At 65.6% G+C, this 11,260-nt stretch carries 11 protein-coding genes; all 11 read right to left on the bottom strand.

Going from position 1 to position 11,260, the window contains the following annotated elements:
• Positions 1-929, bottom strand: a 929-nt coding sequence (gene lpxB / locus Q7T84_RS18705) for a lipid-A-disaccharide synthase (protein ID WP_304811940.1), incomplete at its 3' end; no start/stop codon positions are given.
• Positions 926-1,768, bottom strand: coding sequence for an LpxI family protein (locus Q7T84_RS18710; RefSeq protein ID WP_304811942.1), 843 nt, complete (start codon positions 1,766-1,768; stop codon positions 926-928). The genes Q7T84_RS18710 and lpxB, both read right to left, overlap by 4 nt.
• 3 nt (positions 1,769-1,771) lie before the next feature.
• Positions 1,772-2,569 carry an acyl-ACP--UDP-N-acetylglucosamine O-acyltransferase gene (lpxA, locus tag Q7T84_RS18715; RefSeq protein WP_304811944.1) on the bottom strand — a complete coding sequence of 266 codons (798 nt, stop codon included), beginning with the start codon at positions 2,567-2,569 and terminating at the stop codon, positions 1,772-1,774.
• Positions 2,566-3,033 (bottom strand): 3-hydroxyacyl-ACP dehydratase FabZ, encoded by a 468-nt coding sequence (fabZ, locus tag Q7T84_RS18720; protein ID WP_304811947.1) that lies wholly within the window; start codon positions 3,031-3,033, stop codon positions 2,566-2,568. Before fabZ ends, lpxA begins: the two co-directional genes overlap by 4 nt.
• Positions 3,030-4,046, bottom strand: a complete 1,017-nt coding sequence (gene lpxD / locus Q7T84_RS18725) for a UDP-3-O-(3-hydroxymyristoyl)glucosamine N-acyltransferase (RefSeq protein WP_304811950.1) — start codon at positions 4,044-4,046, stop codon at positions 3,030-3,032. Before lpxD ends, fabZ begins: the two co-directional genes overlap by 4 nt.
• Before the next feature lie 42 nt (positions 4,047-4,088).
• A complete protein-coding gene (locus Q7T84_RS18730; RefSeq protein ID WP_304811959.1) occupies positions 4,089-4,730 on the bottom strand; it encodes an OmpH family outer membrane protein in 642 nt (213 codons plus the stop codon).
• A 9-nt stretch (positions 4,731-4,739) separates the two neighbouring features.
• A complete protein-coding gene (gene bamA, locus Q7T84_RS18735; protein ID WP_304811962.1) occupies positions 4,740-7,151 on the bottom strand; it encodes an outer membrane protein assembly factor BamA in 2,412 nt (803 codons plus the stop codon).
• Between the two features lie 29 nt (positions 7,152-7,180).
• On the bottom strand, positions 7,181-8,398 hold the full coding sequence (gene rseP / locus Q7T84_RS18740; protein WP_304811965.1) for an RIP metalloprotease RseP: 1,218 nt from the start codon (positions 8,396-8,398) through the stop codon (positions 7,181-7,183).
• 21 nt (positions 8,399-8,419) lie between these two features.
• A complete protein-coding gene (locus Q7T84_RS18745) occupies positions 8,420-9,613 on the bottom strand; it encodes a 1-deoxy-D-xylulose-5-phosphate reductoisomerase (RefSeq protein WP_304811968.1) in 1,194 nt (397 codons plus the stop codon).
• Complete coding sequence (locus Q7T84_RS18750; protein ID WP_304811972.1) at positions 9,601-10,443, bottom strand: phosphatidate cytidylyltransferase; 843 nt, start codon at positions 10,441-10,443, stop codon at positions 9,601-9,603. The genes Q7T84_RS18745 and Q7T84_RS18750 overlap by 13 nt, the downstream gene beginning before the upstream one ends.
• On the bottom strand, positions 10,421-11,176 hold the full coding sequence (gene uppS, locus Q7T84_RS18755) for a polyprenyl diphosphate synthase (RefSeq protein WP_304811976.1): 756 nt from the start codon (positions 11,174-11,176) through the stop codon (positions 10,421-10,423). The genes Q7T84_RS18750 and uppS overlap by 23 nt, the downstream gene beginning before the upstream one ends.
• Positions 11,177-11,260 lie beyond the last annotated feature (84 nt).

Consider the following 11,260-nt stretch of genomic DNA (forward strand, 5'->3'; position numbering starts at 1 on the left):
GTGATGTAGGGTGTGCGGATCAGGTGTTTCAGGATGGCGTGGGTGAGATTGCCCAGCCGATAGCCGACCACCATCGGCACCCCGGCCATGGCCAACTCCGTCGTCACCGTGCCTGAACAGGCCAGGGCGACGGTCGCGGCCTTCATGGCGTCGAGCTTGCCGACCTCGCCCTCAACGATGTGCGCCCAACCGCCGGCCTGGGCCTTTACCGCCTCGGCCACGGTGGGAGCGGCAGGGACGACCACCGCCAAGTCTGGATGACTGGCCTTCAGGATCGCCACAGCCTGCGCAAACGGCGGCAGGATCCGCGCGATCTCGCCCGGCCGGCTGCCCGGCAGCACCAATAACACCGGTGCGTCCGGCGTCACGCCAAGCTCGCGCCGCAGCCGATCGCCGTCAGCCTGCGAAAAGTCGAGCGTCAGGGCTGAATTGCCGACAAAGGTGGTCGGCAGGCCTTCGGCCTCGAAAAAGGGCGCATCGAAGACATGGATCGCCAACAGATGATCGACGCTGGTCGCCAGGGTTTTGGCGCGGCCCGGCCGGGTCGCCCACACCTGAGGCGCCACGTACTTCACTAGCGGAAGTTTCGGATCGAGCTTCCGCAGGCGCTGGGCGACCCGCAGGGTGAACCCCCAGGAGTCAATCAGCACCACCACATCGGGCTTCTCGCGGGCCGCCAGGGCCACTGTATCTTCGACCCTCGCCATCACCCGGCGATAGGCCAGCAGGCCTTCCAGCAGGCCCAGGATCGACAGCTGGGAGATATCGAACGGGCTCTGCACGCCCTCGGCCGCCATCCGCGCCCCACCGACGCCGACGAACCGAACGTCATCGCCCAGCCGCCGCCTCAGCGCCCGCGCGAGCCCGGCTCCGCGGTCATCGCCCGAGGCCTCGGCGGCCACCAGCATGACGCATAGCGGCTTAGTCACGGCGCGGCCGGCGGCTCCACGCCCACCACGAACAGGCCAAGTTCGTTGGCCAGCTCGATCACGGCGTCGCGGTCGAGCACCAGCAAGCCGCCGGCTTGGCCAGCAACCCCGGCCAGCCCCGCCTGGGCGGCGCGGTGGATGGTGTTGAGGCCGATGGTCGGCAGGTCGATGCGGGTTTCCTGAATCGGCTTGGGCGCCTTGGCCAACACGCCGCGCGGCGCGTCGGGCGCGCCACGCAGGGTCCTGGGCAGTTCGGCCACCCGACGCAGCATGGCGTCAGTGCCCTCCTGAGCCTCGACGGCCAGCACTAGCCCATCGCAGACCACGGCCCCCTGCCCCACGTCCAGTTCACCGACCGCTCGCGCCACCTTCAGCGCCCGCTCGACATCGGCCATCTGCTGGGCGTTCGGCGTCACGGCGCCAAGCGGGCCGACCGGCAGGGTCAGGTCGCCCATCACCTCATGGGCGCCTTCGACGGCGAACCCTTCCTTCTCGAACTCACCGACCAGAGCCCTCAGCAGGGCGTCGTCACCCTTGCGGGCGGCGGCGATCACGCTGGGCAAGGCCATCAGGCCCCGCAGATCGGGCGTTAGCGACTTGAAGTCCGGGCGATCGACCGTCCCGACCAGGGTCACGGCCTTGCAGCCGGCGCGCTTGAGCGCCTTGAAGCACTTGCCAAGCTCGGCCAGGCCGATGTCGGCGCCGGGATAGCGGGCGATGTCGGGGCCGGAAAACCCCTTCAGACGCACGATGAAGAATGGCCGGCCGGACTGTTCGCAATGTTGCGCGATCTCGACGGGAAGATTTCCCCCGCCGGCGATGAGCCCAAGTTTCTGCACGTCCTAGATCTCCCGCACCGGCAAACACAGCGGCCGGCTGGCGTCCGCGCGAATAAAGTCGATGATTTCCATCACCTCGGGGCTTCCCGAATAGGTCTCGACCGTGTCGTCGAGCCGCTCCTGGAACGTCCCCTCGTCGGCGAACAGCATCCGATAGGCCGCCCGCATGACATTGATGCTCTCACGGCTGAAACCGCGGCGCTTGAGGCCCAGCAGGTTCAAACCTTCGAGGTGAGCGTGGTTGCCCCACACCGAGCCGTAGGGGATCACATCCTTCACCACGGCCGCCAGCCCGCCGACCATCGCGTGGCGCCCGATGCGGGTGCGTTGGTGGATAGCCGCCAGGCCGCCCACGATCACAAAGTCGCCGATGTCGCAGTGGCCGCCCAGAGTGGCTTGCTTGGTCAGGATCACGTGGTCGCCGACCACGCAGTCGTGGCCGACATGGCTCTCGATCATGAACAGGCCGTCCGACCCGACCTTGGTCACGCCGCCGCCGCCGACCGTGCCGGTGTTCATGGTGGCGTGTTCGCGGATCAGGTTGCGATCACCGATCACGAGTTCGGTGGGCTCGCCCTTGTAGGCGGTGTGCTGCGGCGGGCCGCCCAGCATCACGAACGGATAGAGGACGTTGTCCTCGCCGAGCGTGGTGTGGCCATCGACCACCACGTGGGACATCAGCTTGGTGCGCGGACCAAGCTTCACATCGGGACCGACCGAGCAGAAGGGGCCAATGACGACGCCGTCGGCGAGTTGCGCCTTTCGATCGACGACAGAGCTGGGATGAACCTCGACGCTCATGGGGTCTCCACCAGCATGGCTGCGAACTCGGCCTCGGCGGCGGTCTTGTCACCCACCAGCGCCTTGCCCTGGAACTTGAAGAGCCCGCCGCGCACGCGCAGGACCTTGACGTGCATGCTCAGCACGTCGCCCGGCCGCACCGGTTGGCGAAAACGGCAGTTGTCGACCGAGGTGAACAGGATGGTCTTGCCCACCCGGTCGACGTTCAGCGACTTCGACATCAGGAGGGCGCCCGTCTGGGCCATCGCCTCGACGATCAGCACGCCCGGCATCACCGCATAGTCAGGAAAGTGCCCCTGGAAGAACGGCTCGTTGATGGTCACGCACTTGATGCCGATGATCGATTCGTTCTGGCGATACGCCTCGGCGCGATCGACCAGCAGGAAGGGATAGCGGTGCGGGATCCGCTCCATGATCTCGCCGATATCGATCGAGATCTCGGCCTCGGCCACGTCATTGCTCATTTGTCCGCTCCCTTGCGGTTAGCCGATCTAGAGAGCCACGCGACTTCACGCATCCAGCGGCGAATAGGTTGACCGGGGAAACCGCCCCAGGTTTCGCCGGCGGGGATATCACGGAACACGCCCGCGGCGGCCGCAACCTGTGCGCCGTCGCCGATGGTGACGTGGTCGGCGACCCCGGCTCGGCCGCCAAAGGCCGCTCCGTCACCGATGATGACGCTGCCCGAAATGCCCGTATGCGCGGCCATGACGCAGTTCCGCCCAACGTGGACGTTGTGTGCGATCTGCACCAAATTGTCGATCTTGGTGTTCTCGCCGACCGAGGTGTCGTCGAAGGCCCCGCGATCGATGCAGCTATTGGCGCCGACCGTGACGCCGTCCTGCAGGATCACGCGGCCCAGTTGGGGAATATCCACCACGCCCTTGGCGCCGCCGGCCGCGCCAAATCCAGGCTCGCCAATCACCGCGCCCGCAAGGATGCGCACGCGGTCGCCCAGCAATGCAAAGCCCAGGGTGACATTGGCTCCGATGACGCAGTCACGGCCGATGGCGACGCCGGGGCCGATCACGGTATTGGCCCCAATCTGCGTGCGCGCGCCGATACGTGCCCCAGGACCGACGACGACGCCAGGCGCCAGGACGACGTCCTCTTCGAACACCGCGTCCGGCGCGATCGCCTGGTCCCCCTGATGACGCCTGGGACGGTGCAAACGATTGGCCGCGCCGGCATAGGCCGCCTGCGGCATGGGCGTGATCAGCGCCGCGCATCCCTCTGGAACGAGATCGGCGTCGCGCTGCGTCACGAAGACCGCGCCAGCCTGGGAGCTCGCCAGATCCCCGGCGTGTTTGCGGTCAGACAGGAAGGTGATGGTGTCGGACTGCGCGCTGGCCAGGACAGCGACCGCGCGCACTTGGCGCGCACCATGGTCGGACACGAGGAGTTCGGCGCCTGTCAGGCTCGCCAGATCGGCAAGCGTGACAGGGCCAAGGTCTTCAAAGAAACGGGGGTCGGGCATCGAAATCCTTCGGCTCGACCCGCCTTTATCGCGAGTCGCGCCCTACTTGCGGGTCGCGGTCGCCGGAGTTTGCGCGGGGGCCGCCGCCTGGTCCAGACGTTCCCGGTCGAAGTTGAACTGGGTGATCTTGGCGTTCAGGGCGGTGACGACCGGTTGGCTGATATCCATGGCCGGATTGGCGAGCACGACCGAGTCACGGTTCAGCAGCAGGCTGCACTGACGCTGCTGATAGACCTGACGGATGATCGGGTCGAGTTCCTGGCCGACGCGGCCCAGGGCCTTCTGCTGGGTGGCGCCAAGTTCGCGCTCACGCTGCTGGGCCTTGCGCTGGAAGACATTAGCCTTGTTCTGCAAAGCCGTGGCGCGAGTCTCAAAGGTCTTCTGGTCGAGCGACGCACGTTGGCCTTCGAGGGTCTTGGCTTCGTTCTGCAAGGCGGTGTCTTCAGCCTTCAGTTCAGCCTGAACCTGGGCGGCGATCTGCTGCAGGCGGGTTTGCACGTATTGGCCGACCGTCGAGCCGGTGATCGCGCCTTCGAGCGAAATCACGCAGACGCCGGGAAGCGCCGGGCCATGACTGACCGCAGGAGCAGCGGCGGGAGCCGCGGCCTGAGCAAAGGCTGCGGTCGACACGGACGCGGTGATGGCGGCGACGCAAGTCGCCGCAACAAGGGCTTTGATCGTCATGAGGAGTTATTAGAACCTGGTTGAGGTTGAGAACCGGAAGGTTTCGGTCTTGTCGTAGTCTTCTTTGGCCAAAACTTGGCTGAAGTCGAATCGGATGGGGCCCATCGGCGAGCGCCAGAAGATCGACACGCCAGCCGTGGCGCGCAGCGACATGTCGTCCTTGATGGCTGGGTCGACGGTGCCGTCGGCCTTCAGCTTATAATAATCGTCCAGCAGGCCGAGCGTACCAACATCGCTGAACAGCGCGGCCTTGATGCCGTACTGCTCGGGCAGGAAGGTCGGGATCGTGAGCTCGGCCGTGCCGATCGCATAGGCGCGGCCGCCCAGGGAGTCGGAGTTCCCGAAGTTAGTGTCGCGCGGGCCGATACCGGCGGTCTCGAAGCCGCGGAAGGTGTTGCCGCCCTTGTAGAAGTGGCTGTTGACGCGAACAATGTCGCCATTCCAGCCGGCGATGTAGCCGCCTTGGCCGGTCAGGCTGAAGATGAAGTCCTTGTTGAACCCGTGCCACCAGCCGCCGGTCACTTCGGTGCTGATGTAGTTCACGTCGCCGCCCAGGCCGGCCAGGTCCTGGCTGATGTCGAAACGGAAACCACGGGTCGGATTGATCGGGTCGTTGCGGCGATCGTACAGGTAGGTGTAGCCGATCAGCGAGGTCAGGTACTCGCCGCGCTGCTCGCAGAGCGATCGCGACACCAGCGGCGCCGCGGGATTGCAATAGGAATCGTCGATCTGGACGTCTTCCTGGCGAAGCGTATAGCGCGTCGACATCCGCGAATTCAGCGTCAACGGGAAGGCCAGACGGATATTCCCGCCGATCGTCACGGTCTTGTAGGACGTGTATTCGGTCAGGTCGTAGCGGTACGAATAGAGGTCGATGCCCGCGCCCAGATCGCGTCCCATGAACCGCGGCTCGGTGAAGCCGAAGTCGATCTGCTGACGCAGCGAGCCGACGGACACCCGGGCCCGGACGCTCTGGCCGCGACCGCGGAAGTTCCGCTCGGTAACGCCCAGGTCGAGCACGAGTTGGTCAACGGACGAATAGCCCGCGCTGAACGAAAGCTCCCCGGTGGGCTGCTCTTCGACCCTCACCTGTAGGCCGGTACGGTCGGGCGCCGAGCCCGCCGCCTCCTCGATGGTGACGTCCTTGAAGAAGCCAAGAGCGCGGATGTTGTTGCGTGAGCGATCGACCAGGGCGCGGTTGTAGGCGTCGCCCTCGACGATATTCATCTCGCGGCGGATCACCGAGTCGAGCGTGCGGGTGTTGCCGGTGATGTCGATGCGCTCGACATAGACGCGCGGGCCTTCGCGGACCTGGAACACCACGTCGACAAGGCCGGTCTCGCGGTTCGCGGTGTAGCGCGGACGCACGTCCACCGACGCGAAGCCGGCCGCCCCGGCGGCGAAGGTGAGCGAGTCGGTCGCCGCTTCGATCTTCTGGTCTTGGTAGATCTCGCCGGAACGGATCGGGACCAGTTGCAGCAGGACGTTCTTGTCGAGCTTCTGAAGTTCGGTCTCGACCGAGATCTTCCCGAACTTGTACTCCGGCCCTTCGTCGAGGGTGTAGGTGATGACGAAGCCGTTCTTGTCCGGAGCCAGCTCGGCGATCGCCGAAGCCACACGGAAATCGTAGAAGCCGCGGTTGCGGTAGTGCTTGCGCAACTGCTCCTTGTCGTACTCGAGCCGGTCCGGATCGTAGTTCGCGTTGGTCGAGAAGAACTTGTACCAGCTGGACTGCTCGGTCACGACAACATCGCGCAGGTCGTTGTCCGAGAACTCCTTGTTGCCCAGGAAGTTGACGCGCAGCACGCCGCTCTTTGGGCCTTCATTGATCTCGAAGATCAGGTCGACACGCTTTTGCGGCAGCTCGACGATCTTCGGCGTGACGGTGGCCGAGATCCGGCCCGATCGCCGATAGAGCTCGACGATGCGCTGAACGTCGGACTGCACCTTGGCGCGGGTGAAGATCCCACGCGGCCGCACGCTGACTTCGTCGCGAAGCTTCTCTTCCTTCAGGCCCGAGTTCCCCTCGAACACCACCTTGTTGATGATCGGGTTCTCAACGACCGTGACGATCATGTCCGGCCCCTGCAGATCGATCTTCACGTCGGCGAAGAGATCGGTGCGGAACAAGGTCTTCAGCGCCAAGTCGGCCTTGGCCGGATCCAGGACGTCGCCAGGCTGGATCGGCAGGTAGGACAGCACGGTCGATTGCTCGATCCGCTCATTGCCCCGGACGATGATCCTCTGGACCACGCCCGACTGCTGACCCTGCGCCTGCGGCGCGGCTGGAGCGGGCGTTGGAGCCTGAGCTGGCGCGCCTTGCTGGGCCAGTGCGGCGCCAGGCAGGGTGAGCGCCGTCGATCCCATCAATAGGGCGAGGCCGGAGGCGAGCGCGGCGCCATGGGCGCGGGTTCTTTGCATCGTATCAGCCGTCAACGGAAATGGGCGGGTCAGGAGAACACGCCGCCAAGGATTTTGAACACACGCATTTGCTGCAGATCGTTCCAGGTGGCGAACAACATCAATCCCAGCAACAGCGCAAGCCCCACACGGTAACCTGCGGCCTGCACCTTCGCCGCCACCGGCCGACGGGCCACCGCCTCGTAAGCGTAGAACAGCAGGTGTCCCCCATCCAGGACAGGGACTGGCAGCAAATTCATGAAGCCGATGCTCACCGAAATGAACGCCGCAAGCTGGAGCAGATTAACGCCGCCGCCGAGGATCATACTTCCCACGTCGGGCGCGCCCTCGGCGCCAGCCTGCGCCACCTTGCCCGAGATTCGCGCGATTCCCAGCGGTCCGCTGAGTTGATCAGCGGACACCTGGCCGGTGACCATGCGGCCAAGATAGTAGACCGTCGTCTCAAGAGTCCGCCACGTCCGGTCGACCCCGCCGGCCACGGCCTGGATCGGGTTGTAGCGAACGTGGACATAATCGGCCTTGGACTGGGCCGGCGACAGGCCGAGCATGCCTTGGCGACGCTCGCCGGCGACCTGATCGGTACGCACCGCCCATTCCGGGGTAGCGACGATGTCGACCTCGCGCCCTCCCCGCTCGACGACGAAGTCGGTCGGGACGTTGGCGCGGACCTGGACCAGTTGGGCAAGCTCGTCGAAACCCTTGATCGGGCGCCCCTCGGCCTTGAGGACGAGGTCCCCGGGCAGGAAGCCAGCCCGTTCGGCCGGGCTGCCCGGCTGCACAGCTGCGATCTTCGGCGGCAAGACGAATTGGCCGAACGCCAGCAGCAGCGCGGCGAACAACGTGATCGCCAAGGCGAAATTGGCCAGCGGTCCGGCGGCGACCACAATGGCGCGCTGCCAGAGGGGCTTGAAATGGAAGTAGCGGAGGACCGCCTCGCGGCCTTCCTGAGCCTCGATGTCGCGGCGCAGGGCCTCCAGGTTCTCGCTATCAGGCACGCTAGAGGCGTTGTCGTCGCCCGAGAACTTCACGTAGCCGCCCAGCGGGATCCAGCCGATCCGCCATTCGACGCCGGACTTGTCCGTCCAGGAGGCGATCGCCTTTCCAAAGCCGATCGAAAAACGGTCGATCGCGACCCCAAAGCTCTTGGCGGCCAGAAAATGGCCGAGTTCGTGAATGGTCACCACCAGTCCCAGCACCAGGACGAAGGGAACCACGAACATCAGAGCGGTCAGGGTGAAATCGATCAAAGGCGGTAGTCCTCCAGGACCCTAGCGGGTCAGGCCGCTGACGACGTCATTGGCCACACGGCGAGCGATCGAATCTGTTTGCCGGGCGGTTTCGAGCGTGTCGCCGCCTGTCGCGGCGACGAAGCCCTGAGCATCCACCCGTTCGAGGGTTTCTGCCACCGTGGAGGCAATATCGAGAAAGCCAATCTTGCGGTCAAGGAAGGCTGCCACGGCGACCTCGTTGGCGGCGTTCATCACCGCGGGCGCGGCCCCACCGGCCGCCAATGCTTCTTTGGCGATCTTCAAGGCGGGAAAGCGGCGCAGGTCAGGTTCTTCGAAGGTCAATTGGCCAATAGCCGCCAAATCCAGCTTCGGGGCCGGCCAGGGCAGTCGATCTGGCCAGGCGAACGCGCAGGCGATCGGCGTGCGCATATCGGGCGCGCCCAGTTGAGCCAGCGTCGATCCGTCGGCATATTCGACGAGGCTGTGGATGATCGACTGCGGATGGACCAGCACATCCACGCGCTCGGACGGCATGGAGAACAGATAGGCCGCCTCGATCATCTCGAGGCCCTTGTTCATCATCGTGGCCGAGTCGATGGAGATCTTGACGCCCATGTCCCACTTCGGGTGGGCCACGGCCTGTTCCGGCGTCGCATGGGCCATCTGCTCCATGGTCCAGCCGCGGAACGGACCGCCGGACGCCGTCAGGATCAGGCGGCTCACATGCTGGGCGTTCATCGGATCCAGCACCTGGAAGATCGCCGAGTGCTCGGAATCGACCGGAATCACCGCCCCACCCGCGAACTTAGCCGTCCGCAGCAGCGAAGGACCGGCGCAGACCAGGCTTTCCTTGTTGGCCAGACCGATCACCGCCCCGGCCTTGGCCGCGGCCATGGTCGGGGCCAGGCCGGCGAACCCCACAATCGCCGACATGACCCACTGGGCGTCGGCGGCCGCCGCATCGACCACAGCGTCGGCGCCCGCCGCGGTCTCAATGCCCGAGCCCTTCAGGCGCTCACGCAGTTCGGCGTACTTGGTCTCATCCTCGACGACGGCGAGCTTGGGCCGCCAACGCAAGGCTTGTTCGACGAGGCGTTCGACGTTCTTTCCGGCGGTTAGGGCCGAGACCTCGACCTCGGCGCCGGCCTTATCCAGCAGGTCCAGGGTTGAAACCCCGACTGATCCTGTGGAACCCAGAACGCTGACGCGACGCGGTAAAGTCAATTTGCCCATCCCAGATGGTTGATCAGGCGGGCGGTGGCCAAAACGACCGCTGCGAACATCAGCCCATCGACCCGATCAAGCAATCCCCCGTGCCCCGGAATCAGGTCGCCCGAATCCTTCACGCCGAACCGGCGCTTGAGCATCGATTCCCAGAGATCGCCGCCCATGGTCGCCAAGCCCCCCACCAGCCCGATCAAGGCGCCCGCCTGCAGGCTCAGCACGATGTCGCTGAACGCGGCCATGGCGACACCGGCGCCGGCCGCGGCGATCAAGCCGCCGATGAACCCCGACCAGGTTTTGTTCGGTGAGAACCTGGGCCACAGCTTTGGCCCCTTCAGAGCGCTGCCGACCGCGAAGGCGGCGATATCGGCGGCCCAGGCCACGACGAACAGCAGCACGGTCCATTGCCGGCCTTCCGGCATCCAGCGCAGCCAGACGAGGCAGATCACCGGGATGGCCAGATAGATGACGCCAAACGCGGCGTTGGTTGGCCGCTCGGATACACCTCGCGCCACCAAGGCGGCGGCGACCGCGCCGAGCGCAGCGGCGCCCCATGCGAGCTGCATATGTCCCGTATGGGCCAGAAACGCCCCGGCCAGGATCGCGACGGTCAGCGCCGTGGAAACTCGGATCGGCGCGTGGGGTGCGGTCATCGCGCCCCACTCGATCGCCAGGAGCGCCACGGCGACGGCGACCAGGACCAGGAACAGCCAGTTCATGCCAGGATAGTCGGCGAACCACACAGCGCCCAGCACAGCGGGCACCAGAACGGTGGCCGAGGCGACGCGAATGCCCAGATTGGTCCAGTCGAAACGTCTAGCCGGTGGCAAGGACATCATCGGCTACGGCGCCGCCGTATCGCCGCTCGCGCTTGTAAAACTCATCGATCGCCGCCCCAAGATGCTCGGCGCCATAGTCCGGCCAGAGGACGTCCTGGAAGACGAACTCCGAATAGGCCGACTCCCACAGCAAGAAGTTTGAGAGCCGTTGCTCGCCAGAGGGGCGGATCACCAGATCCGGCGCGGGGGCCGCCCCTGTCGCCAGATGACTGGCGAAGACCGCCTCATTGAGATCGTCAGGCGAGGCTCGGCCCGCGGCGACCTCGGCGGCGAACTTGCGCGCCGCCTCAACGATGTCGGCCTGGCCGCCATAGTTGAAAGCGATCTGCAGGAAGAACTTATCATTGTGGGCGGTACGGCGCTCGGCCTCGTCCAGCATCTTCACCAGATCGGCCGAGAGTCCTTCTCGCCGGCCCAGCACTCGGACACGCACGCCATCGCGTTCAAGCCGCGCCAGGTCGCTCTCGAAATAGCGCTTGGGCAGCGCCATCAGTTCGCTCACCTCGGCCGCTGGCCGGCTCCAGTTCTCAGTCGAAAACCCGAAGACCGTCAGCCAACGGACGTTGAGGTCCGGGGCGGCGGCCACCGTCCGCTTGAGCGATTCGACCCCGGCCCGGTGGCCGAGCGAACGCGGCAGACCGCGACGCTTCGCCCAACGCCCGTTGCCATCCATGACGATGGCCACGTGCAGAGGCGCGTGCGCCTTGGGCTGCTCTTGATCGACCGTAGCCATGGGGTTCCCGTTCGTCCTCACGCCAACCTAGGACGATTAAACCTGCATGATCTCTTGTTCTTTGGTTTTCAAGGCTTCGTCGAC

Source organism: Phenylobacterium sp., assembly GCF_030654915.1.
GTDB lineage: Bacteria > Pseudomonadota > Alphaproteobacteria > Caulobacterales > Caulobacteraceae > Phenylobacterium.

What these genes read in the sequence shown, in the direction of transcription:
- bamA (WP_304811962.1), bottom strand. Translation starts at nt 7,151, where the DNA reads ATGCAAAGAACCCGCGCCCATGGCGCCGCGCTCGCCTCCGGCCTCGCC.
- Q7T84_RS18745 (WP_304811968.1), bottom strand. Translation starts at nt 9,613, where the DNA reads ATGGGCAAATTGACTTTACCGCGTCGCGTCAGCGTTCTGGGTTCCACA.
- uppS (WP_304811976.1), bottom strand. Translation starts at nt 11,176, where the DNA reads ATGGCTACGGTCGATCAAGAGCAGCCCAAGGCGCACGCGCCTCTGCAC.
- Q7T84_RS18730 (WP_304811959.1), bottom strand. Translation starts at nt 4,730, where the DNA reads ATGACGATCAAAGCCCTTGTTGCGGCGACTTGCGTCGCCGCCATCACC.
- fabZ (WP_304811947.1), bottom strand. Translation starts at nt 3,033, where the DNA reads ATGAGCAATGACGTGGCCGAGGCCGAGATCTCGATCGATATCGGCGAG.
- lpxD (WP_304811950.1), bottom strand. Translation starts at nt 4,046, where the DNA reads ATGCCCGACCCCCGTTTCTTTGAAGACCTTGGCCCTGTCACGCTTGCC.
- Q7T84_RS18750 (WP_304811972.1), bottom strand. Translation starts at nt 10,443, where the DNA reads ATGATGTCCTTGCCACCGGCTAGACGTTTCGACTGGACCAATCTGGGC.
- lpxA (WP_304811944.1), bottom strand. Translation starts at nt 2,569, where the DNA reads ATGAGCGTCGAGGTTCATCCCAGCTCTGTCGTCGATCGAAAGGCGCAA.